Raw genomic sequence first — 22466 nt, 5'->3', positions numbered from 1 at the left:
ACTGAGCCGGGAACTGTCGTGTCCCGCTCTGTCCGGTCGTAGTGTTTTCCGTACCGACATCCGACCATTACGAGCGGCGTCCGGTTTTCCGCCGGCCGCCTGGGGGACACAAGTGGAATCCACCGCGGATGGGAAGTCGCTGGTTCTGGGCTGCGCCTCGACGGGAGCCAAGTTCACCCCGGCCAACCACCGGCCGACCGGGGACGCTCTCCTGGACGAAATCTGCGCCGGCTCCGCCATCAAGACGTCGGCGCCCGCCCTGCTCGCCGAGGCGGAAGCCTTGTACGGCATGGGATGCAGGTATTACCACTACCACGCGCGGAACCGGCACACGCACGAACAGACCACGAGCAACGAGGTGTACCAGGAGCTGAGCCGGGACCTGCAGCGCCGCTGCCGCGACCTGCTGATCAGCTTCGGTGCGAGCCGCAACGGCAAAGAAGTGCGCGACAGCATCAGCCGGTTCGGCGAATGGGAAAGGCTGAGCCAGTGCGGCATCCCGCTGCATCTCGGCGGGGCGCACTTCGTGACGCTGCAATCCGCTGTCGAACTCCAGCTGATGTGCGAAATGGAGCGGCAGTTCGGCGAACGGACCGCGGAAGAAATCGACCGGCTGGACTTCGGCGACGAAATCCTCAGTTATCAGCCGTCCGGCAATGTGACGGCTTCGCAGTTCGAAACCTATTCGACGAGCGAGGGCTCGAACTACGGCCGCACCTCGCCGCTGATCCAGTTCGAGGTCTACCGGAGCGCGATCGAGGCCCGGCACCGGCTCGGCCTCTTCGACGAGGTGGAGTGGGTCCAGTTCCCGCGCAGCTACGCGATGTCCCGCTACGCCGTGGAACATCCGCTGCTCGGGCTGGGGCGAAGCGGCCAGCTCAACGTGACCCTGCTCTTCGGGTTCTCGCCGAGGCTGCCTTTTCCCCGCTGCTACGCCGAATTCAAGCGGGTCGTGGACGCCGCCAAGAGCCTCGAGCACGACCTGGCCGAGCCGGGCATCCAGCAGCGGCACGTGACGATCACCGTCGGAGCCGCCGTGCTGCCGCAGCAAGCCGCCGAGCATTTCCTGCCGCGCGACGTCGGCCCGCTGGCCGGGCGGCGCGCGTGCGCCCTGCGCAGGCTGGTGTCGTACGCGGCTCAGCCGGACAGCGGCGTGGACATCATCCGGTTCGGCATGGAGGACAGCCCGTACACCGTCGGCCCGGACGGCGGCCTCCACATAGCTGGCAACTGCGACCTCGCCGAAACCGTGGTCGACGAGCTGGCCGCGAACAACGTCCGGGTCGAGACCGACCACCAGGAGATTTTCGAGCGGCTCGGCCTGAACTGGGTGAAGCAGAGCGTTCTGCGGGAACAACGGCGGCTTCCTCTCGGCCGCCCGGAAGACCGCCTGCTGCAGCCCGTCTGACCCTGTCTCGTCCCCTCAGCCCAACGCAAGGAGACCGGAACAGCCATGCCTCAACGCGATCGGGGGCGCCGCGGTGCCTGAAATCCAGGGAGTGTGCTTCGACCTGTTCTCCACCCTGGTCGAGAAAATGCCCGGCAACCCCTTTTTCCGGCGGGTCGCCGACGACCTCGGCCTCGACCTGCCGCGGTGGAAACCGGAGTACGACCGGCTCCACGACGACACGATGGCTTCGATCGTGCCCGGCATCGTGGCCCGGATCGTGCTTTCGGCCCGGACAAGCGGGGCCGAGGTGTCCCCGGAGGCCGCCCGCGGCGCGGTGGAACGGCATTTCGCCAGTTTCGCCGACAGCATCGAGGTCGACCCGCAGGCGGTGCCCCTGCTCGAACGGCTCCGCCTCCGCGGGCTTTCCCTCGCGCTGGTGACCAACGCCTCCGACCACGCCGAATGGCTCTTCGACCGGGTCGGGCTGCGCGAGTACTTCGACGTCACGGTGTTCTCGCACCGGGTCCGGATCCTCAAACCGCATCCGGAGATCTACCGGCACGCTTACGACCGGCTCGGGATCGCCGCCCCGCATTGCGCGTTCGTCGGCGACGGCCAGCACGACGAACTGCGCGGCGCCCGCGCGGTCGGCATGACCACGGTTCTCGTCGACCGGCAGCTCGCGCACACCGCCGCGGCCAAGGCGGACGCGGACTTCGTCGTCGGCGAACTCGCCGGGATCGACAGCGTCCTCGACGCGATGGACGACACGAAAAGCCGACGCTAGGAGGAGAAGCATGCCAGCCCTGATCGAAGACTGCTTCGTGACGGATTCGTCCGGCTGCCACCGGTACGACTTCTGGAACGAGCAGTTCCTGCTCGACGGCAGTCCGCACACCGGGTGGAGCTCGCCGAGCCGCAACACCTCCCGCGCCGAGTACCTCGAGTTCGACCTCGGCGGCGTCCGCGTGCCGGTCCGCATCCGCCTCCAGCGGCGCCCGGTCCCGGTGATCCGCACCGGGTTCCCGCGCGCGCTGCGCGTGCTCGCCCTGCCCGAGGGCGGCGGCCAGAAGACGGTGCTGTCGGCCGAGGGGATCGACGTCGAGGCCGGGCACTGGTTCGAGGGCGCGCTCGAACCGGTCGCGACCCGGCGCGTGCGGGTGGAGACCTCGGGGGTCGAGATCCGGCCGAGCGGCAAGTACTTCACGCAGATCATGCAGATCCAACTCTTCGAGGAATGACGGGAGAACCGGGGCAGATGGCATTGCGCACTTTCACCGTTCCCACGGCGCCCTGCGACGACAGCGTGGCGCGGAAGCTGGGCCTGTTCGCCAGCGAGCGGATGCAGGCCGCGGCCTGGCGGCTTTCCCCGGGCCAGGACATCTCGGCCCGCAGCCACCCCAAGGCCGACGGGATGATCGTCGTGCTGGCCGGACGGGGCGAGTTCCAGGTCTTCGACTCGGCCGAACCGGATCCGGGGGCCTGCTACGTGCCTTCGGCGCACTATCCCCTCGACGCCCCGCCGAAGAAGCCGCTGCCGGAGCCGAGCAGGCATCCGGTCGCCGCCGGGGACGTCGGGCTCGCCCCGGCGGGCCTCTACTACGGCCTGGTCAACACCGGCGACGAGCAGCTCGTCGCGATCGCGGTGACCGCCTCGGACACGAGCGGGACCTCGTGGACGGTGCGCGCCTCGTGACCGGAACCGACGCCTGGGTGCTGGAAACCCTGCGCCGCTACGAACCCGCGACCATGCACACCCAGCATCCCGTGGTCTGGCACCACGCCCGCGACAGCCGGGTCTTCGACCGCCGCGGGCGTTCCTGGCTCGACTGGACCAGCGGAATCCTGACCGCCAACGCCGGGCACGGCCGCGCGGAGGTCGCCGACGCGATCAGCGAACAGGCGAGGCTCGGCCTGCTGCACGCGTACATGTTCCCGACCGAGGTGCGCGCCCGCGTGGTCCGCGCGCTGGCCGAACTCACCGGGTTCGGCCAGTGCGTGCTCTACACGACGGGGGCCGAGGCGGTCGAAGGCTCGCTGAAGATCGCGCGCCGGCACGCCAGGGCCGGCGGGCGGCGCGCGGTCGTCGTCACTTTCGAGGGTGCTTTCCACGGCCGGACCCTGGGCGCGCAACTCGCCGGCGGGCTGCCCGCCCAGCGTGACTGGGCCCCGGAGTGCGACGATGTTTTCATCCGGGTTCCCTTCCCGGAAATGGGAAAACCGTGGGATATCACTGAATTCGAAGCGGAACTCGAATCTGTCGGAGTGCGCCCGGAGGACGTCGCCTGCGTCCTCGGGGAGCTGTACCAGGGTTCCACGCTGCGCCGGCTGGACCCGGCGGCGGCGGTGGCGCTGCGCGCGTGGTGCGACCGCACCGGCGCGTTGCTGGTCTTCGACGAGATCCAGTCCGGATTCGGCCGCACCGGCAAGCTGTTCGCCTACGAACACGTCGGGGCGCGCCCGGATTTGCTGCTGTGCGCCAAGGGGCTTTCCGGCTCCCTGCCGGTGTCGGCGGTGCTGATCGGGAATCCGCGCTGCACGGAAAACCTGCGGCCGGGCGAACTCACCAGCACCCACAGCGGAAATCCGGTCGCGCTCGCCGCCACCGAAGCCAACCTCGCGCTGTTCGCCGACGGAAAACTCGTCGAGCACGCGGCGGAGCGGGGAAGGCAGCTCGGCGAAGGACTGGCCGCGTGGGCGGCCCGGTCGCCCGGCCGCCACCGGGTGATCGGCTCCTTCGGCATGGTCGCCGGCATCGGGTTCACTCGCCCGGACGGAGCACTCGACCCGGCCGCCGCGCGCTGCCTGGTCGCCGGATGCGTCGACAACGGCTTGCTTTTGTGCGTGCCCTCGACGCTCGGCGGTGGCATGGTCAAAATCATGCCGCCGCTCACGACGACCGGAGCCGAACTCGCCGAAGGGCTGGCCGTCTTCGCCGCGGCGTCCGAAAAAGCCGACGTCACCACGGAACTGGAGCATTGATGGACAGCACTGGGAAAACGCCGGGGTTCATCGTACTGAGCGATCTGTCGAAGATCGGCCCGTACCTGACCGAACTGCGGGCGCGGGACATCGCGGTGCTGGCCGTTTCCCAGCCGCGGGGCTCGGCGATGGTGCAGCGGGGCCTCGAACTCCTCGGCACGGAGGGCCATCCGTTCGCCGAACTGGCCGACGTCGCCCTCCACTCCGGCGACGACCTCAGCGGCATCGTGGACCAGGCGGCCCGCTGGGCGGAGGAGTACGCCGTCGCGGGCGTGCTCGTCGGGGCCGAGGTCTACGTGGAGGCCGGCCAGCTCATCAGCGACCTGCTCGGCCTTCCCGGCGTGGGCATGCGGGCCGCGCGGGTCTGCCGCAACAAGCTCCTGCAGCGGCGCTATCTCGCCGAGTGGAGCCCGAAATCGGTTCTCGTGCACGGAGGAACGGACGCGGCGGCCTACGACGGGCCGTTCCCCGCCGCGGTCAAGCCGCTCGACCGCGAGTCGAGCATCGGGGTCCGCCTCGTCGACGACTCCGCCGCGCTCGCCCGCATCGTAGGAGAGCTCGAACCGGACAGCAGGCTGCTGGTCGAGGAACGCGTGCACGGCCGCGAATACAACGTCGATTCGATCGTGATCGACGGCAAGCCGATCGTCACGATGCTGACGCAGAAGGGCACCAACGAGGATTCGACCGAGTTCTTCGTCGAATTGGTGCACACGACCCCGCCGGACAATCTCGACGCCCGGGAAACGGCGCTGATCACCGAAGCGCAGCGGGGAGTCGTCGAACGGCTCGGCTTCGACACCGGTTTCGCGCACGCGGAATACCGGCTCGCCGAGGACGGCCGGGTGGTGCTGATGGAAATCGCCGCGCGGGCGCCGGGCGACGCCTGCCTGCATCTGTACCACCTGGCGACCGGGCAGCCGGTCGAACCGGTGCTGATCGACGCGGCGATGGGCCGTCCGACCGGCTACCCGGCGACGTTCCGCCGCCGCGGCCGCCAGGTCTATTTCGAGCACACGCCCGGCATTCTGGTCGACGTGCGGGCCGAGGGCGTCGAACCGCGCTGGCTCGCCGACACCACCGGGATCTGGCCGCCGCTGCGCGCGGTCGCCGAGGACGCCCCGGCCACCGTGCACGAACTGTTCGTGCTCAAGAAACGCGGCGACCGGCTCCTCCCGATCACCGAATCGTCGTCGCGGGCGGTCACCGCGATCTTCGACGCCCCGCTCGACGAGGACATCGACGCGCTCGAGGCGCGGGTCCGCCGGTCCGTCGCGATCGAGACCGAGCCGGCCCGGCCGCGGCCCGCATGACCGCCCAGCCGGAGGTCGAACCGGCGACCGCGGGCGCGGTCACCGTGCTGACGTGGGACAACCTTCTCGGCAACCTGGGCCAGTACAGCGTCGTGCCGGTGCTCGGGGTGCTGATCGCGACGCAGGACCCCGGAGCCGGGCCGGGGGCGGTGGGCGGCGCGCTTTTCGGGTATTTCACCGCGGTCGGCGTGGCCTCCCTCGCCGTCAACCGGTGGCTGCCCCGGTTCCGGTACCGCACCGCGCTGTGGCTGAGCTGGCTGCTCGCGACGGTCGGCTTTTCGCTGCTGGCGGTGCTGCACACGTTCGCGCTGCTGTTCGCGGCCCTGCTGATCGCCGGGGTCGGGATCAGCGTGCACCAGGTGCTGGCCCGGGTGTTCATCGCCGAACGCATCAGCGGCCACGTCGACCGGAACCGGGCGTATTCGCGGATGAACATCGCGCTCAACGTCGGCGGCGCGCTCGGCCCGTTCATCGCGAGCTTGCTGTACGTCGCCGGCGACGCGCGGCCGCTGATGGCGGCGGTCGCCGGCTGCTGCCTGCTCGCCTCGCTCGTGCTGCTGCGGTGGCTGCCCGGGGACCTCCGTCCGTCGCCGACGCCCACGGCCTGGCCGGTGAGCTGGGCGGGGCTGACGACGGTGCTGCGGGAAAGCCTCGCGTGGCGGACGGTCGTCATCGCGACGCTGGCGACGTTCCTGTACGCCCAGTTCTACTCGGCGTTCGCGTTGCTGGTCGCGGACGGGATCGACACCCCGGCGATGCGGGCGGTCCTGCTGTCCGGCCCGGCGGTCGCGATCGTGGTCCTGCAGTCGACGGTCACCCGCGGCGTTTCCGCGCTGCTGCACCGCGGTGCGCGGCCGATGCTGCTGCTCGGCGGTTCCACTGTGGTCTTCGGCGTTTCCATGGTGTGCCTGGGATCGGGTCTGCCGCTGCTGGCCGCGAGCCTGCTCGCCATCGCGCTGTTCGCGCTCGCCGAGATGGTCTTCACGCCCATGCTCAACACGGCGTTCGCGGCGCTGCCGTTCTCCACCTCGCTCGAACGGCTCAATTTCCGGCAAATCTGCTGGACGGCGGGCGAAGCGTTCGGGTCGCTGTGCGGCGGGACGGTGTTCCTGGTGGTCCGCGCGAGCGGTTCCGACCAGTTTTATTGGCTCGGTCTCGGCGCGGTCGCGTTCGCGGTCACCGCGATTCTGCTTTTGCCCGTCGTGAGGAGGACGGCATGACTCTCTATTTCGGAGCCACCGAACTCACGAGATTCGCCGGCGAAGCGCTGCGGACCGCCGGAGCGCGCCGCGAGGACGCCGACGTCACCGCGGACGTTCTGGTCTCCGCGGATCTCGGCGGCGTCGAAAGCCATGGCGTCGCACGTTTGCGGCGGTACGTCGAAGGGCTGCGCGACGGGACTATCGATCGGGAAGCGGTGCCCGAGGTCGTGCGGGACAACGGCGGCGTTTGCGTCGTCGACGCCCACAACGGCCTCGGTCAGCCGGCGTTGTGCACCGCCGTGGATCTCGCCGCCGAGCGCGCGCGGTCGTCCGGGACGTCCGTCGCGTTCGTCCGCCGGTCGAACCACATGGGCATCGCGGGCTGGTTCGCCGAGCGGGCGGCCCGGACCGGCGCGTTCGCGATGGTCGCCACCAACGCCGTGCCGCAGGTGGCTCCGGTCGGCGTCCGCGAGGCGATGTTCGGCACCAATCCGATCAGTTACGCCGTGCCGGCCGGCGACGGCGTGCTCTGCTTCGACGCGGCGACGAGTGTCGTGTCGCGGGGGAAGATCGAGCAGCTCGGCCGTACCGGGCAAGGAATGCGGCCGGGCTGGGCGCTGGATCCCGAGGGTCGCGTCACCACCGACATCCCCGGCACGGTGGACGGGTTGATCCGCCGGGACGGGCACGCGCTGCTCCCGGTCGGCGGCGTCGGCCAGGAACACGGCGGGCACAAGGGATCCGGGCTGGCGCTGCTGGTCGAACTGCTCTGCGGTCCGCTCGCGGGAGCGCTGTGGAGCAAGCACACCTATCAAGGCCGCGAGGCCGGCGTCGGCCACTTTGTGTTCTGCTTGAGCCTCGCGGCGCTCGGCGAACCGGCGGTGCTGTCCGGCGCGCTGGCGCAAATGGCGGACGAGATCCGCGCGGCGAAGCCCGTCGACGACGCGGACCCGCCGCGGATTCCCGGCGACCGGCGGCATCGTCTCGCCGCGCGCCGCCGGACGTACGGCGTGCCGCTCGTCGAATCCGTGGCCGACGATCTCCGCCGGATCGCCGGTCTGCTCGGCATCGCGGGCCCGGCGCTGCTGAACCAGGACATCCCCACGGCGACCGCGTCGCGGTGACCAACCCCTTCGGAGGCAACCGATGCAGTACGAACGGCTCGACCACACAGTGCTGACCGTGAACGACATCGACGCGACGGTCGACTTCTATGGCCGGGTGCTCGGCATGGAAGTGGTGACCTTCAACAGCCTGGTCGCCAACCGCAAGGCGCTCCGGTTCGGCGACAGCAAGATCAATCTGCACGAGGCGGGCAACGAAATTCAGCCGACCGCCGCGAATCCCGGCCCGGGCACCGAGCATCTGTGCTTCATCGTGGCCGATCCGGTCGACGCGGTCGCGGCGCAGCTGCGCGCGGAGGGCGTCGAGATCGAGGACGGCCCGGTCGAACGGGCCGGCGCGCTCGGCCCGATCACCAGCGTCTACGTGCGCGATCCGGATCGGAACCTGATCGAGCTGAGCAACTACCCCGAGGCCTGAGCCATGCCGGTCAGGTCCGCCCGGGTCGCGTCGATCGCCGAATCCGCCACCCTCGCTGTCGATTCCCGGGCGAAGGCTTTGCTTCGCGCCGGACGGCCGGTCGTCGTTTTCGCTTCGGGCGAACCGGATTTCCCCACTCCGGGCTACATCGCCGAGGCGGCGGCGGCCGCGTGCCGGGATCCCCGCCTCCACCGGTATTCCCCGACCGGCGGGCTGCCGGAACTGAAAGACGCGATCGCGGAGAAGACCCGGCGGGACTCGGGTCTCGACGTCGACCCCGGGCAGGTCGTGGTGACCAACGGCGGCAAACAGGCGATCTACGAAGCCTTCGCGGCCTTGCTGAATCCCGGGGACGAAGCGCTCGTCCCGGCGCCGTACTGGCCGACCTACCCGGCGGCGATCGCGCTCGCGGGCGGGACGGCGGTCCCGGTGCCCGGCGGCGAGGACTTCCGGGTCGGCGTCGAAAGCCTGGAACGCGCGCGGTCGGCGCGGACCGCGATGCTCGTGCTGGCGTCGCCGGGCAATCCGACCGGCGTGGTGTACTCCCGGGACCAGCTCGAGGAGATCGGCCGGTGGGCCGCCGCGAACGACCTGTGGGTGCTCACGGACGAGATCTACGAGCATCTGGTCTACGGCGGCGCGCGGTTCCATTCGCTTCCCGCGGTGGTTCCGGAACTGCGCGACCGGTGCGTCGTGGTCAACGGGGTCGCGAAGGCCTACGCGATGACCGGCTGGCGGGTCGGCTGGGCGGTCGCCCCGCCGGAGATCGCGGCCGCCATGACGAGGCTGCAGTCCCACGTCACGTCGAATGTCTGCAACGTGGCCCAAGCCGCTGCGGTGGCCGCGCTTTCCGGGGGCGCCGAGGAGATCGCGAAGATGCGGGCAGCGTTCGACCGGCGCCGTACGACAATCGTCCGGATGCTCAACGAGATCGACGGAATCCGTTGTCCCGAACCGGAAGGAGCGTTCTACGTCTACCCGTCGGCGACGGAGGTGCTGGGCAGGCGGATCGGCGGCCGCAGGCCGGAGACGACAGCCGAACTCGCCGAGGTGCTGCTGGACGAAGCCGAGGTGGCCGTCGTCCCCGGCGAAGCCTTCGGCACCCCGGGTTACCTCCGGTTTTCCTACGCGCTGGGCGACGACGACCTGGTCGAGGGCGTCAGCCGGATCCGCAAATGTCTCGCCGAGGCGCGGCCGTGAGCTGCTTTCGGCCGGTCCGGTGAAAGCACGGGCCGGTATGCGTTCGGTGATCCGCGAGCCGCCCGGCACGGAGAAGGCTTCCCCTCGCCGGGTGCTGGGTCTGGCGGTCCCGGCGCTCGGCGTGCTCGCGGCCGAACCGCTCTACATCCTGGTCGACACCGCCGTGGTGGGACGTCTCGGAGCAGTGCCCCTTGGCGGCCTGGCGGTGGGCGGCGTTTTGCTGTCGCAGCTGGCCACCAACCTGACGTTCCTGTCCTACGGCACGACCTCCCGCGCGGCGCGGCTGTACGGCGCGGCCCGTCGTCCGGCGGCGGTCGCCGAGGGGATGCAGGCGACCTGGCTGGCCGCGGCGGTGGGGACGGCGGTGGTGCTGCTGGTCGAGTTCTTCGCCTCGCCGATGGCGCGGCTGCTCGCCGGCGACCCGGCCACCGCAGAGGCGGCCGCGGGCTGGCTCCGCATCGCGGTCCTCGGCGCGCCGTTCATCCTGATCGCCATGGCGGGCAACGGATGGCTGCGCGGCGTCCAGGATTCCCGCCGCCCGTTGCGGTACGTGCTCGCCGGCAACGGGATCTCCGCGGTCCTCTGCCCGGTGCTGGTCTGGACGGCGGGCTGGGGGCTGACCGGATCGGCGGTGGCGAACGTCGTCGCCCAGGCCGTTTCCGGCGGGCTGTTCCTGCGGGCGCTGGCGAAGGAAAACGCGTTCGCCCGGCCGCATCTGCCGACGGTCCGGGGCCAGCTCGTGCTCGGGCGCGACCTGATCGTCCGGACGCTCGCCTTCCAGGTCTGCCTGCTCTCGGCCACCGCGGTCGCCGCGCGCACCTCCACCGCCGCGGTGGGCGCGCACCAGATCGTCTGGCAGCTGTGGAACTTCCTGACCCTGGTGCAGGATTCCCTCGCCATCGCGGCGCAGTCGCTGGTCGGTGCGGCGCTGGGGGCGGGCAAACGGCGCGAAGCGACCGCGCTGGCCGGGCAGATCACCCGCTACGGCCTGGTGCTCGGCTGCGTGCTCTGCGCGGTTTTCCTGGCTGCCGAACCGGTTCTGCCGCCGGTGTTCACCGGCGACCCCGGCGTGCTCGCCGAGGTGCCGCAAGCCTGGTGGTTCTTCGCCGCCGTGCAGCCGCTGGCCGGGATCGTGTTCGCCCTCGACGGGGTGCTGCTCGGCGCCGGCGACGCGCGCTTCATGCGGACGGCGGCGCTGTGCTCCGCGGCGCTCGGCTACCTGCCGATGATCTGGCTGTCGCTGGCCTTCGGCTGGGGGCTCGCCGGGATCTGGGCCGGGCTGGTGCTGTTCATCCTGCTGCGGCTGGTAGCGATGGTGAGCCGCTGGAGGTCCGGCCGCTGGGCGGTCACCGGTGCCGCGGTGCCCCGGGCTCGCTCGTGAGATCACCGCGCCCCGAGAAACGCCCTTCCCAGCGGCGTGAGCGAATGATGCACCCCCACCCCGGCCCGCGTCGTGGTGATCAACCCGGCCGTCCGCAACGTCTTCGTATGCTGGCTGACCGCCGCCGGCGACACCCCCAGCCGCGCCGCCAATGCCGTGGTCGAGGCGTCCGCCGCCAATTCGCACAGCAGCCGCGCCCGCGTGCGGCCCACGAGACCGGTCAGCTGATCCTCGCGGGCGGCCAGCGGTTCGTGCGGGACGAGGCCGGTCGCCGGGCACACCAGCATCGGCCGTTGCGCGGCGTCGATGAACGTCACCGGCGCTCCCCAGCAGAAATGGGCCGGAACCAGGTCCAGCCCCCGGCCCGCCAGCGCCACGGTGTGGTCGCGCGGGTAATCCGCTTCCAGCGCCGGGCGGTGCCACCGGATCGACGGGTGCAGGTTCCCCAGCAGAGCTTCGACGCCGCCGCTGAGCAGGTGTTCCGCGTACCGGGCGCGCTCGGATTCGACGCGGCGGTCCAGGATCGGCCGGGTGGGCTCGAGCACCAGGTCGCTGTACTCGCGGAGGGCGTGCACGACCCCTCGGGTGTCGCCGTCGGCGTAGACCGTGCGTGCCCAGCGCGGCACGCGGCGGTGCCGCGCGAAGGTGCGGACGATGTCCTCGCGCAGCGCGGCCTTCGGCTGGGACAGGATGGTGTCGAAGTGCGCGCCGACGTCCCTCTCGTCCAGCGCGGGAGTCAGGAAATCCGGGAAATTCCCGGCCGGGACCAGCGCCGCGGCGGCTTTCAGGCAGCGCCAGCGGGCGGGAGAGCGCCGGGCGCCGGCCAGGACTGTCTCCCGCCAGCCGCGGTGCTCCAGGGGCACGTGCGGGTCCTGGAGACTGTTGAGGCTCAGGATCAGCTCCCATGTCGGGTGCGTGGCGCCGGCCACTCGCACCCGGCACAGGTCCTCGGCTGTGAAAATCATGCGCAGCACGGAAACCACCCCCGGTCCGCACCTCCCCAGCGCGGCTGTGGGTCCAGGATGCGCCCCGGGACCGCGGCCTGGGAAGCGGCGTCAGCCGACCGGTGCGGATCCGTCGGCGGGCGGGCCGGCGGCTTCGGCAGGGCTGAACGGCGTTCCCCGGCCGCGGGCGGTCAGGCCGTGCTCCGGATCGCGTCGATCAGGCTGGTCCAGCTGTCCTGCCCGCGCCCGGCCGCGACGGTGCGGTCGTAGTGCTCCTTCACCGCCGCGGGAAGGGCCAGGTCGATGCCCGCGTCGCGGCTCGCGGCGAGGACGTGGTCGGCCGTCGCACCCATCATCCGGGCATTCGCCTGGTCGCCGGGGTGGATGCCGCTGTCGACGTTCTTCGCGGCCTCGTCCAGCGACGTCTGCACCAGCGTCAGCAGTTCTGTCGCGTACGGCACCAGCGTCGCGGCGGACACCCCGGCCGTGCCGACGAGCGCGGCGGAGTGCAGGAACGCCGAGAGCGTGGTGAGGAACAGGTCCAGCAGCCCCTGGTAGTACAGCTGCGCCAGGCCCGGGTCCGCGCCCCGGTAGTCCGGCCTGCCGATGACCCGCAGGGCCGGTTCGATCCGGTCGAACGTCGGCTGCGCACCGCTGTAGAACACGAACGAGCCCTCAGTGCCGACGACCGGTGCGGGCACCATGATCCCGCCGGCGATCATCTCCGCACCGCGTGCGGCCAGCCATTCCGTGGCCACGCGGGTCCGCTCCGGCGTGTCCGAGCTGAGGTTCACCACGATCTTGCCCCGCAGCGCGTCCTCGGTCGGCGCGAGAATGTCGTACATCGCCTGATAATCGGTGAGGCTGAGCAGTACCAGTTCGTTCGCCGCCAGCGCTTCGGCGACGGTCGCCGCGCGCTTCGCGCCCTCGGCCACCAGCCCGTCGGCTCGGCTCGCGGTGCGGTTCCACACCGTCACCTCGTAGCCGGCCGCCAGGTAGGACCGCACCATGGCCTGGCCCATCGGGCCGAGGCCGATCATCGTCACCTTCATCGGATTCTCCTTATTTCTTCAGCAGTTCGATGACGCTCGTGAGGTTTTCCGCGCCGTGGCCGTCGGCGGCGCGGCGCAGGAGCAGCTGGTGCAGCGGCGCGAGCAGTTCGCCGCTGACGCCCTGGTCAGCCGCGGCGGCGGGCAGGTTGTCGAAGGCGGCCGCCTGCATCCCGAGGTTCGACACGACGTCCTGGGTGTAGTCGCCGCTGTCGACTTCTTTGGCGGCTTGTTCGGCGAAGCCGCCCATCGCGGTCAGCCATCCGCTCAGCAGCGGCGCGAACTCGACCGCCGAGAGCCCTTCGCTGCGGATCAGCGCGTAGGCCTGCAAGATGCCGATGACCTGCCCGTACATGCCGGACAGCAGCGCGAGGTCGTGCAGCGCGGCCAGCCCCGGGTCCTCGCCGACGTAGTTGCTGCCGCCGAACGCGTCGAACGCCGCGCGGTGCGCGTCGAACACGTCCTGGGGCCCGCTGTAGAACACGAACGCGCCCGGCTGCCCGATCATCGGCGGAATCGCCATGATGCCGCCGTCGAGGAACGCCCCGCCCCGCTCCGAAACCCATTTCGCCAGCTCACGCGCCTGGCGCGGGGTGCCGTTGGTCAGGTTCACCACGGTGCGGCCCGCCAGCGAGGTCGTGGCCAGCACCTCGCGCACGGACGCGTCGTCCAGCAGGCAGACGATCACCAGCTCGCTGGCCGCGACCGCTTCTGCGGCCGACTTCGCCGCCACCGCCCCCTTCGCTACCAGCGGTTCGGCCCGGCCCGCCGAACGGTTCCAGACCGTCACCGGCCGTCCCGCTTCCAGCAGCGCGCCTGCCAGCGCACTGCCCATCGCGCCGAGTCCCAGCACGGTCGCATTCCCGGACATGTCGTCCCTCCAGTTCGTCGATCTGCCGACCACGGTGCCGGGGGCCGCGCACGGTTCGCTGCGGGTCCGCGCACGGAGGCGGTTACGGTGGATGCGTGCGATTCGGCATCCTGGGGCCCTTGGCCGTAAGCAGCGACGACGGCCGCCCGGTCCGGGTACCCGAGGCCAAGGTCCGGACCTTGCTCGCGGTCCTGCTCGTGCACGAGGGCGCTCCGGTGTCGGCGGACCGGCTGGCGGACGACCTGTGGGGCGAGCAGCTGCCCGGGAACCCGGTCAACACCCTGCAGACGAAGGTCTCCCAGCTGCGCCGCGCACTCGAACGCGCCGAACCGGGACAGGGCAGCGCGCTGGCATATCAGGCGCCTGGTTACGTCCTGCGGATCGAGCCGGAGGCGGTGGACGCCGGCCGGTTCCGCGCGTTGACGGCGGAGGCGGGCACGGCTGACGATCCGCGGTCGAAGGTCGCACTGCTCACCGAAGCGCTGGCGTTGTGGCGAGGCCCGGCGCTCGCCGAGTTCGCCGACGAACCCTTCGCGCAGCCGGTAATCCAGCGGCTCGAAGAGGATCGCCTTGCCGCGCAAGAAAATCTCGCCGACGCACGGCTCGCGCTCGGCGAACATGCCGCGCTCGCCGCGGAACTCGCCGACCTCGTCCGGCAGCATCCGTTGCGGGAACGGCTGCGCGCCCTCCACCTGCGCGCGCTGTACGCCGCAGGGCGGCAGAGCGAAGCGCTGGCCTCCTACGACGAACTCCGCCGCCGTCTCGCCGATGAGCTGGGAGTCGACCCCGGCCCCGAACTGACCGCGCTGCACCGGTCGATCCTGGCGCAGGACCCGGCTCTGACCGCGGTCGCGCCGCGGCTTCCGGTGCCGCTCACCGCGCTGGTCGGCCGGACCGCCGCGGTGCGGGCCGTCAGCACGCTCGTCCGCGAGTCCCGGATGGTGACGCTCACCGGCCCCGGCGGCGTCGGCAAGACCCGGCTCGCGCTGGAGACCGCGCACCGGCTCGGCGGCGACTTCGCCGCGGGAGCGTGGCTCGTGGAGCTGACCGGCCTTGACCGGCACGAATGCGCGCTGAGCCAGTGCCCGCCGGTCGAATGGGTGGTGGAGGCGATCGCCGCGACGCTGGGAATCCGGGACGTGGCGGTGCCTGCTCTGGCGGATCCGGCCGAACGCCTTGCCGCATCCTTGCGCGGCAAGGAAACCCTGATCGTCCTGGACAACTGCGAACAGCTGATCGAGCCGGTCGCCGCGGTGGCCGGACGGCTCCTGGCGGCCGCGCCCGGGCTGCGGATCCTCGCCACCAGCCGGGAGCCGCTCGGCCTCGCCGGGGAAACGCAGTTCCCGGTGCCGCCGCTGGACCACGACAGCGCCGCGCAGCTGTTCGCCGCACGGGTCGCCGACACCGGGTACACAGTGGACAGTGACGATGCGGAGGCGGTCGCGGAGATCTGCCGGAAACTGGACGGATTGCCGCTGGCGCTCGAACTCGCCGCGACTCGCGTGCGCGCGCTCGGCGTGCCGGAGTTGCTGCGCCGTCTGGACGACCGGTTCCGCCTGCTGGACACCGCCCGGCGCGGCGTGCCCGCCCGGCAGCAGACGCTGCGTGCGATGATCGACTGGAGCTGGGAACTCCTGAGCGAGCCCGAACGCCTTGTGCTGCAACGGTTGTCAGTGCACACCGAGGATTGCGCGCTGGACGCGGCCGAGGCGGTCTGCGCGGGCGGCGGAGTCGAAGAAGGCGAGGTGCTGGGTCTGCTGGCGAAACTCGTCGACCGCTCGCTGGTCGTGCCCGCGAACACCGGCGTGCCTCGTTACCGGTTGCTTGAATCGGTGGCGGTCTACGGCCTGGAGCGGTTGCGCGAGGCCGGTGAACTCGAAAAGACGCGGCGCCGGCACGCGGAGTATTACCTCCGGCTGGCCGGTACCGCAGATGCTGGCCTGCGCGGCCGGGACCAGCGGCGATGGTTGCGGCGGCTCGACGCGGACCTGCCGAATCTGCGTTCCGCGGCGGAAAACCTGGCTGGCTGGGGGAGCGCCGACGATGCCTTGCGGCTGGCGAACCGGCTGGCCTGGCACCGGTTCCTGCGCGGGCGGATGGCGGAGGCGATGCGGACCCTGCGCGCCGCACTCGGCTTGCCCGGCGGCGACGCGGAGCTGCGCACGGAAGCACAGGCGACGCTCGCCGCGCTCGGCATCCTCGCCGGTGACCGGCTGGACTGGCGTCCCGTGGCGGAGCTGCCGATGAGCGCCAGGGCCAAGTGGTTCATCGGCTACGCACTGTCCACAGTGGCCGATCTGCCCGGAGCCGAACCGCTGACCCTGGACGCCCTCGCCGCCTTCGAATCCGCTGGTGACCGGTGGGGGATCGCTGCCGCAAGCGGCGACCGCGCAAGCCAGGTGCTGGCGAGAGGCGACATCGCTGCGGCACGGCGTTACGCCGACCGCTGCGCGGAACTGTTCGCCGAAATCGGCGACAAATGGGGTCAGCTGCAGGCGATTTTCGGGCAGGGCACGCTCGGTACGCTTTCCGGGGATTACGCGCGGTCCGAAGCGGGATACACCGAAGGATTGCGGATCGCCGAGGAACTGGGCTTGTGGCCGGAAGCGTCGTACCAGCTGTCGTGGCTGGGCCGGGTTGCCTTGCTGCGCAAGGATTATGCCCTGGCCCGGGAGCGGCATCACCGGGCGCGGGAGGTCGCCGCGGAGCACGGCTTCACGCCGGGGGAGATGTACGCGTTGACCGGGCTCGCTCTGGGTGCCCGGCGCGAGGGGAACCTCGATCTCGCCGAGAAGCATTTGCGGACGCTGCTCGAATGGAACCGTCAGGTCGATTTCGAACCGGGGAACACGTTGATTCTCGCCGAACTCGGTTTCGTCGCCGAACTGCGCGAGGATCCGGAAACCGCGTTGCGGCGGCATCAGGAAGGTTACGAGATCGCGCACCGGACGGGCGATCCGCGGGCGATCGCGTTGGCGTTGGAGGGGTTGGCGGGAGCGCACGCACTGGCCGGCGCGCATCGCGAAGCCGCGCGGCTGCTGGGCGCGGCAGCCGCGTCCCGGGCCGGCGTCGGCGCGCCGCTGCCCGCGGCGGAGCGCGAGGACGTGGACCGGATCACCGCCCGCGCGAGCGACGGCCTCGGTGCGGCGGAGTTCGCCGCCGAATTCCGCGCGGGCGGCGAATCCGGGACTTCAGAAGACGGGACGCCGGTTTCCGTGCCCGGTCGCTTGCTCGAAAGCGTGCGCGGCGCGCAGCAGCCCTAGCTCGCCCCGCAGCGGCGCGATGAGCTGCAGCCCCACCGGACGTCCGTCGCCGGTGAACCCCGCTGGCACCGACAGCGCCGGGCAGCCGGTCGCCGAGATCGAGTACGCCGAGCGCATCCACTCGAGGTAGTCGTGCATCGGCTGTCCGGCAACGGTTTCCGGGTACTCCCATTCCACCGGGAACGGCGGCAGCTGGCTCACCGGCGCGAGCAGGAGGTCGTACTGGGTGAAGAACTCGCGCATCCCGGTGATGAGCTGCAGCTGCCGCGTCTGCGCGTTCGCCACGTCGGCACCGGAAAGCGTTGCGCCGAAAGCGATGTTGCCGGCGAGCGTCTTCTTCATCTTGTCCGGATGCTTTTCGAGCAGTTCGCCCATTCCGGCGTGGAAAAGCCATCCGCGAAGAGTCCGGAACACCTCGTCCGCTACGGTGAGATCGGGGCAGGCCGGTTCGACGCGGCAGCCGAGGTCGGCGAACACCCGCACCGCCGGTTCCAGCACGGCGGTGACCGCCGGGTCGACCGGCAGGCCGCCGAGGTCCGGCGACCACGCCACGCGCAGCCCGGCGAGGTCGGCGTCGAGCGGTCCGGCGAAGGGCGCGGCGGGCTGGTCCAGCGCGATCGGGTTGCGTTCGTCGTACCCGGCGAGCACGGAGAGGAGCAGCGCGACGTCGGCGACTGTCCGGCCCATCGGCCCCTGCACGCCCAGCGCCTCCCACGGCATCGTCGCCGGCCAGGTCGGCACGCGGCCGGGCGATGGACGCAGGCCGACGACGTTGCAGAACGACGCCGGATTGCGCAGCGAACCGCCCATGTCGCTGCCCTCGGCGAGCGGGTGCAAGCCCGCGGCCAAGGCTGCCGCCGCGCCGCCGCTGCTGCCGCCCGCGGACAACTCCCGCCGGTACGGGTTGCGGGTGGCTCCGAAGACCGGGTTCATCGTGTGCGAACCGGCCCCGAACTCCGGCACGTTCGTCTTGCCGAGCGTGATCGCGCCCGCGGCCCGGATCCGTTCGACGACGAGCGTGTCGCTGTCCGGCACGTGGTCGGCGAAAATGGGGGAGCCGTAGGTGGTGCGGACCCCGGCGACGTCGTGCGTGTCCTTGTGCGCCACCGGGATTCCGTGCAGCGGGCCGACCTCCTCGCCGCGCGCGAGCCGTTCGTCGGCGGCCGCGGCCTCGCTCAGCGCGCGCTCGGCGGTGAGGGTGACGATCGCGTTGATCTGGGGGTTGACCTGCTCGATCCGATCGAGATGGGCTCGCAGGACCTCGCGGGCGGACACCTCGCGGGTGCGCAACCGCCGGGCCAGCTCGCGGGCGGGCAGGTAGCAGATCTCCTCGGCGCTCACTGGCTTCCTTTCCTGGCGGCGATGTCCGTTCGAGACGCCAGCTTCGCGCGTGCTGCTGAGGTCAGACAAGAGCTGCTCGACAAATGACGGAATCAGCCAGAGTATTGGCTGATGACCGCACGGTTGGACCCACTCGACCGCCGGATCGCCGGCGCGCTCCAAGTCGACGGCCGCGCGTCCTGGCGCCGGATCGCCGAGGTGCTGGACGCGCCGGAGCGCACGGTGGCCCGTCGCGGGACGCACCTGCTGCAGACCGGCGTCGTGACGGTGGTCGCCGTTTCGCCGCACGGTGTGCCGCTGCTGGTGCGCGGCCGCTGCCAAGCCGGGCTCGGCCGTCCCGCGGGCACCGCGCTCGCGGGACGGCCGGAGACCAGCTTCTGCTACCTCATCACCGGGCAGGGCGAACTGGTCGCCGAGGTCTTCTGCGACCGCAACCGGCTGCAGACCTTCATGTTCGACGAGATGGCGGCAATCCCCGGCCTGCACGATCTGACGGCCGATACCGTCACCCGCTACTACCGCACCATCCACGAATGGCAGCCCGGCCTGCTCAGCCCGGCCGAGACGGCGGCGATCTCCTCGCTGCCGCAGCCGACCCCGCAGCCCCGGGAGCCCGACGGCGTGTCCTTCAGCAGCGACGAACGCGCCATCGTGCGCGCGCTGCGCGAGGACGGCCGCCGGACCCACGAGGAACTCGCCCGCGCCGCCGGAATCTCGGAGTCGACCGTCCGCCGCCGCCTGGATACATTGCGGCGCGAGGAAAAGGTGTTCATCCGGGCCGTAGTGGAACCTGCTGTGCTCGGGCTGCCGGTCGAAGCGCTGCTGTGGATCCGGTGCCGCCCGCACCACGTCGACGACCTCGGACGGGCTCTGCTCAGCTCGCCTTACGTGCGGTACGCGGCGGCGATGACGGGCGAGTATCAGCTGCTCGCTGACGTGACCTTGCCCGACATCGCCGCCTTGCACGAGTTCGTCGGCAGCTCCGCCTGGTCCAGGCAGGCGGATTCGGTGCACACCGGGGTGGTGCTGAAAGCGTTGAAGCGCAGCAGCGTCCTCGCTCCCGAACTGCGCTCCTGAGAAGTTACCCTCGTTCCTCCAACCCGCTCAGCATCGACGGCAACGCGCCGCGGTGCAGCACGCCGAGCCGTTGCGTCGCACGGGTCAGCGCGACATACAGCTCGGCCTCGCCGCGCGGTCCCTCCGCGAGGATCCGGTCCGGGTCCACCAGAAGCACGGCGTCGTACTCCAGGCCCTTCGTTTCCGACGCCGGCACCGCGCCCGGCACGTCCGGCGGTCCGATCACGACGCTGGTCCCTTCCCGGCCCGCCTCGGCCCGCACGAATTCCTCGACCGCAGCGGGCAATTCGTCGTCGGCGACCTTCCGCGACCACGGCCGGACCCCGCACGCGCGCACCGATTCCGGCGGCTCGACGCCCGGCGCGAACTCGGCCAGCACCGAGGCCGCGACAGCCATGATTTCCGCCGGGGTGCGGTAGTTGACGGTGAGCGAACGGTAGGCCCAGCGGCCCGGGACGTACGGGTCCAGCATCGAACCCCAGTCGCGCGCCCCCGCCGCCGACCGGCGCTGCGCCAGGTCGCCGACCACGGTGAACGACCGGCTCGGGCACCGCCGCATCAGCACCCGCCAGTCCATTTCGGACAGTTCCTGCGCCTCGTCGACCACCACGTGCCGGTAGGTCCAGTCCCGGTCCGCGGCGGCGCGTTCGGCGAGGTCGCGGGTGTCGGTTTCGACGAAGCGCTCGGCCAGATCGGTGTCGTAGAGCAGATGCTCCGCGGAGAGTCCGATGTCCTCGTCCATCTCCTCGCGGTCGAGCCGCATGATGTCCAGCACACCCGCCGCGTACTCGGCCTCCGCCTCGCGTTCGGCGTTGTCCTCCCGCTGTTTCTTCCGGTCCGGCGGCGTGCCCAGGAGGTCGATCAGCTCGTCCAGGAGCGGGACGTCCGACACCGTCCAGGCCGCGTCCGGCTCGCGCAGCAGCGCCTGGCTGGCGCCGGCCGCGGTGAGCCGCGCGGGGGAGGAGTACAGCGTGGTCAGCAGGCTTTCCGGGGTCAGAACGGGCCAAAGGCTGTCGATCGCCTTGACGAACGATGCGTTCGCCAGAAGTTCTTTGACGAGCGTGGAACGGAGGTCCTCCCACTCCTCCTTGTCGTCGCGAGTGAGCCAACCGCGCCCGATGCGGGTCATGGCGCGTTCGGTGAGCACGTAAGTGACGATCTCGACGAACACCGCCCGCGCCTCGTTGTGCGGCCGTCCGCTCTGCCGCGCCTCGTCACGGGCCCATTCGGCGGTCTCCGCGTCGATCCGGACCGTGACGTCGCGGAGTTCGATCGGGATCGGTTCCTTCGGCAGCTCCTGCCGGTCCGCGACCGCCGCCGCGAGGACGTCGAGCATCCGCAGAGATCCCTTGAACCGCGCGACTTCCGGCTCGTCCTCAGCGTGCGCCCGCAGCCCCGGGACCAGCCCGCCCGGCGTGGTGAAGACCACGTCGGACTCGCCGAGCGACGGCAGCACGCGCCCGATGTGGTTCAGGAACGACGGATTCGGCCCGAGGACGAGGACCCCGTGCCGCTCCATCCGCTCCCGCTGGGTGTAGAGCAGATACGCGACGCGGTGCAACGCCACCACGGTCTTCCCGGTCCCCGGCCCTCCCTCGATGACCAGGACCCCAGGATGATCGAGCCGGATGATGCGATCCTGCTCGGCCTGGATCGTCGCGACGATGTCCCGCATCCCCTCGCCGCGAGGCGCGTTGACCGCGGCGAGCAGCGCCGCGTCGGCGTCGTTCTCCTCGCCGCTGCCCGGCCGCCCGAAAACCTCGTCGGTGAAGGACGTGACCTGCCGCCCGCGCGTGTGGAACTGCCGCCGTCGCCGCATGTCCTCAGGCGTGGCGGCGGTGGCGGTGTAAAACGCGCTGGACGCCGGCGCGCGCCAGTCGAGAAGAACGGGTTTGTACTCGTCGTCCTCGTCGAAAAGCCCGATCCGGCCGATGTAGGAATGGTCGCCGTCGAGCGCGTCGAGCCGCCCGAAACACAACCCGGAGTCGGCGACCGAAAGCCGCCGCGTTTCACGAGTGAGCGCGCGCACCTCGACGTCGCGCTCGCCCGGAGTCTCGTCGTTTCGTTTGAGGGCAGCGGTGTAGCGCTCCTTGACCCTCCGGCGCTCATCGTCGAGCCGCCGGTAGAGCCCGGCGACGTAGTCCTGTTCGGACCGCAGTTCTTCTTCGTACCCCTGAGTTGACAAGTGCCCCTCGCTGCTGTTAATCTGAACCCAGATTCGGCGCGACTTCTGATTGCTTGGTGAAGACGCGTCGATTTTTTATTGTCCACCCTTTGTCAAGTGGCTGGGCGGAGTCGGGTTTTTCTCGCGGTTTTTCGCTTCGCCGGGTGTGGGCTGGCGGGCTGGCAAGCTCTCCCGAGCCGAGCCGAGCCGAGCCGAGCCGAGCCGAGCCGAGCCGAGCCGAGCCGAGCCGAGCCGAGCCGAGCCGAGCCGAGCCGAGCCGAGCCGGTTCCAGGTCCACCGTGTCGTCAGGCGTGCAGGGCTTAACTGAGCCCTTAGTTTCGCCGGGCCAATGCCGTAGCGGGGCGAAGCTCCGCGGCCGAGCCGAGTCCGTGGCGAACCGGGACTATGGCGTGGCGGGCGGAGTGCCGGGCGGGATCGAACGGAGCGCTCAGCCGCGGCCGGCTAGGTGCTGACGTGCCGCACCCAGCGACGGCGGGTTGGCCGATGACGAACGGCGTGAGCCATCCCGAGTGGCCGGACGAACCGAACCAGGCGGAAGCTTGCCGGACCGGACCGACGAGCCGAGCGGCACCGGGCCCGGACAGGACCGGCCGAGCGGGGCCGACGAGCCGAGCGGCGCCGGACCGTGCGGGACCGGCCGAGCGGGGCCGACGAGCCGAGCGGCGCCGGACCGTGCGGGACCGGCCGAGCGGGGCCGACGAGCCGAGCGGCGCCGGACCGTGCGGG

The 22466-nt window shown here is 71.0% G+C and carries 18 protein-coding genes; 13 read left to right on the top strand and 5 right to left on the bottom strand.

The window, feature by feature from the left end:
* Window positions 1-112: 112 nt before the first annotated feature.
* The 11 genes from ACWGIC_RS02195 (at window position 113) to ACWGIC_RS02145 (ending at window position 11010) form a co-directional block, all read left to right on the top strand.
* Window positions 113-1408 (top strand): hypothetical protein, encoded by a 1296-nt coding sequence (locus tag ACWGIC_RS02195; RefSeq protein WP_452074051.1) that lies wholly within the window; start codon window positions 113-115, stop codon window positions 1406-1408.
* Between the two features lie 73 nt (window positions 1409-1481).
* Window positions 1482-2177 carry an HAD family hydrolase gene (locus ACWGIC_RS02190; protein ID WP_452074050.1) on the top strand — a complete coding sequence of 232 codons (696 nt, stop codon included), beginning with the start codon at window positions 1482-1484 and terminating at the stop codon, window positions 2175-2177.
* A 10-nt stretch (window positions 2178-2187) separates the two neighbouring features.
* A complete protein-coding gene (locus tag ACWGIC_RS02185) occupies window positions 2188-2631 on the top strand; it encodes a discoidin domain-containing protein (protein ID WP_452074049.1) in 444 nt (147 codons plus the stop codon).
* A complete protein-coding gene (locus ACWGIC_RS02180; RefSeq protein WP_452074048.1) occupies window positions 2628-3086 on the top strand; it encodes a cupin domain-containing protein in 459 nt (152 codons plus the stop codon). Before ACWGIC_RS02185 ends, ACWGIC_RS02180 begins: the two co-directional genes overlap by 4 nt.
* The gene (locus ACWGIC_RS02175) at window positions 3083-4372 is read left to right on the top strand and encodes an aminotransferase class III-fold pyridoxal phosphate-dependent enzyme (RefSeq protein ID WP_452074047.1); all 1290 of its coding nucleotides are present in this window, start codon (window positions 3083-3085) and stop codon (window positions 4370-4372) included. Before ACWGIC_RS02180 ends, ACWGIC_RS02175 begins: the two co-directional genes overlap by 4 nt.
* Window positions 4372-5685 carry an ATP-grasp domain-containing protein gene (locus ACWGIC_RS02170; protein WP_452074046.1) on the top strand — a complete coding sequence of 438 codons (1314 nt, stop codon included), beginning with the start codon at window positions 4372-4374 and terminating at the stop codon, window positions 5683-5685. Before ACWGIC_RS02175 ends, ACWGIC_RS02170 begins: the two co-directional genes overlap by 1 nt.
* Window positions 5682-6905 carry an MFS transporter gene (locus ACWGIC_RS02165; RefSeq protein ID WP_452074045.1) on the top strand — a complete coding sequence of 408 codons (1224 nt, stop codon included), beginning with the start codon at window positions 5682-5684 and terminating at the stop codon, window positions 6903-6905. Before ACWGIC_RS02170 ends, ACWGIC_RS02165 begins: the two co-directional genes overlap by 4 nt.
* Window positions 6902-8011, top strand: a complete 1110-nt coding sequence (locus ACWGIC_RS02160; RefSeq protein WP_452074044.1) for an Ldh family oxidoreductase — start codon at window positions 6902-6904, stop codon at window positions 8009-8011. Before ACWGIC_RS02165 ends, ACWGIC_RS02160 begins: the two co-directional genes overlap by 4 nt.
* Window positions 8012-8033: 22 nt before the next feature.
* Window positions 8034-8429, top strand: a complete 396-nt coding sequence (locus ACWGIC_RS02155) for a VOC family protein (protein ID WP_452074043.1) — start codon at window positions 8034-8036, stop codon at window positions 8427-8429.
* 3 nt (window positions 8430-8432) lie between these two features.
* On the top strand, window positions 8433-9629 hold the full coding sequence (locus tag ACWGIC_RS02150; protein ID WP_452074042.1) for a pyridoxal phosphate-dependent aminotransferase: 1197 nt from the start codon (window positions 8433-8435) through the stop codon (window positions 9627-9629).
* Window positions 9630-9666: 37 nt separating this feature from the next.
* On the top strand, window positions 9667-11010 hold the full coding sequence (locus ACWGIC_RS02145; protein ID WP_452074041.1) for an MATE family efflux transporter: 1344 nt from the start codon (window positions 9667-9669) through the stop codon (window positions 11008-11010).
* A 2-nt stretch (window positions 11011-11012) separates the two neighbouring features.
* Here the strand turns inward: ACWGIC_RS02145 and ACWGIC_RS02140 are convergent, their stop codons facing one another.
* From ACWGIC_RS02140 to ACWGIC_RS02130, 3 genes are all read right to left on the bottom strand, one after another.
* Window positions 11013-11975 carry an ArsR/SmtB family transcription factor gene (locus ACWGIC_RS02140; protein WP_452074040.1) on the bottom strand — a complete coding sequence of 321 codons (963 nt, stop codon included), beginning with the start codon at window positions 11973-11975 and terminating at the stop codon, window positions 11013-11015.
* Window positions 11976-12145: 170 nt separating this feature from the next.
* Window positions 12146-13006: an NAD(P)-dependent oxidoreductase gene (locus ACWGIC_RS02135; protein WP_452074039.1), complete on the bottom strand. Its 861-nt coding sequence runs from the start codon at window positions 13004-13006 to the stop codon at window positions 12146-12148.
* A gap of 10 nt (window positions 13007-13016) precedes the next feature.
* Complete coding sequence (locus ACWGIC_RS02130; protein WP_452074038.1) at window positions 13017-13874, bottom strand: NAD(P)-dependent oxidoreductase; 858 nt, start codon at window positions 13872-13874, stop codon at window positions 13017-13019.
* A 95-nt stretch (window positions 13875-13969) separates the two neighbouring features.
* Here ACWGIC_RS02130 and ACWGIC_RS02125 point away from each other — a divergent pair, with 95 nt between their 5' ends.
* Complete coding sequence (locus ACWGIC_RS02125; RefSeq protein ID WP_452074037.1) at window positions 13970-17137, top strand: BTAD domain-containing putative transcriptional regulator; 3168 nt, start codon at window positions 13970-13972, stop codon at window positions 17135-17137.
* On the opposite strand, the gene ACWGIC_RS02120 is transcribed toward ACWGIC_RS02125, so the two are convergent.
* Complete coding sequence (locus tag ACWGIC_RS02120; protein ID WP_452074036.1) at window positions 17066-18478, bottom strand: amidase; 1413 nt, start codon at window positions 18476-18478, stop codon at window positions 17066-17068. The genes ACWGIC_RS02125 and ACWGIC_RS02120 overlap by 72 nt on opposite strands.
* Before the next feature lie 111 nt (window positions 18479-18589).
* Between ACWGIC_RS02120 and ACWGIC_RS02115 the strand changes: the two genes are divergently transcribed.
* Window positions 18590-19555, top strand: coding sequence for an AsnC family transcriptional regulator (locus ACWGIC_RS02115; RefSeq protein ID WP_452074035.1), 966 nt, complete (start codon window positions 18590-18592; stop codon window positions 19553-19555).
* Between the two features lie 4 nt (window positions 19556-19559).
* On the opposite strand, the gene helR is transcribed toward ACWGIC_RS02115, so the two are convergent.
* Window positions 19560-21740 carry an RNA polymerase recycling motor ATPase HelR gene (gene helR, locus ACWGIC_RS02110; RefSeq protein ID WP_452074034.1) on the bottom strand — a complete coding sequence of 727 codons (2181 nt, stop codon included), beginning with the start codon at window positions 21738-21740 and terminating at the stop codon, window positions 19560-19562.
* Window positions 21741-22466 lie beyond the last annotated feature (726 nt).

The sequence above is a fragment of the Amycolatopsis sp. NPDC054798 genome, assembly GCF_053611505.1.
This window is presented reverse-complemented; position numbering and strand designations above follow the sequence as displayed.

Excerpts from the sequence above, each read along its gene's own strand:
- ACWGIC_RS02180 (WP_452074048.1), top strand. The coding sequence starts at position 2,628 with ATGACGGGAGAACCGGGGCAGATGGCATTGCGCACTTTCACCGTTCCC.
- ACWGIC_RS02165 (WP_452074045.1), top strand. The coding sequence starts at position 5,682 with ATGACCGCCCAGCCGGAGGTCGAACCGGCGACCGCGGGCGCGGTCACC.
- ACWGIC_RS02140 (WP_452074040.1), bottom strand. The coding sequence starts at position 11,975 with ATGATTTTCACAGCCGAGGACCTGTGCCGGGTGCGAGTGGCCGGCGCC.
- ACWGIC_RS02115 (WP_452074035.1), top strand. The coding sequence starts at position 18,590 with ATGACCGCACGGTTGGACCCACTCGACCGCCGGATCGCCGGCGCGCTC.
- ACWGIC_RS02150 (WP_452074042.1), top strand. The coding sequence starts at position 8,433 with ATGCCGGTCAGGTCCGCCCGGGTCGCGTCGATCGCCGAATCCGCCACC.
- ACWGIC_RS02130 (WP_452074038.1), bottom strand. The coding sequence starts at position 13,874 with ATGTCCGGGAATGCGACCGTGCTGGGACTCGGCGCGATGGGCAGTGCG.
- ACWGIC_RS02145 (WP_452074041.1), top strand. The coding sequence starts at position 9,667 with ATGCGTTCGGTGATCCGCGAGCCGCCCGGCACGGAGAAGGCTTCCCCT.
- ACWGIC_RS02160 (WP_452074044.1), top strand. The coding sequence starts at position 6,902 with ATGACTCTCTATTTCGGAGCCACCGAACTCACGAGATTCGCCGGCGAA.
- ACWGIC_RS02135 (WP_452074039.1), bottom strand. The coding sequence starts at position 13,006 with ATGAAGGTGACGATGATCGGCCTCGGCCCGATGGGCCAGGCCATGGTG.
- ACWGIC_RS02185 (WP_452074049.1), top strand. The coding sequence starts at position 2,188 with ATGCCAGCCCTGATCGAAGACTGCTTCGTGACGGATTCGTCCGGCTGC.
- ACWGIC_RS02170 (WP_452074046.1), top strand. The coding sequence starts at position 4,372 with ATGGACAGCACTGGGAAAACGCCGGGGTTCATCGTACTGAGCGATCTG.
- ACWGIC_RS02155 (WP_452074043.1), top strand. The coding sequence starts at position 8,034 with ATGCAGTACGAACGGCTCGACCACACAGTGCTGACCGTGAACGACATC.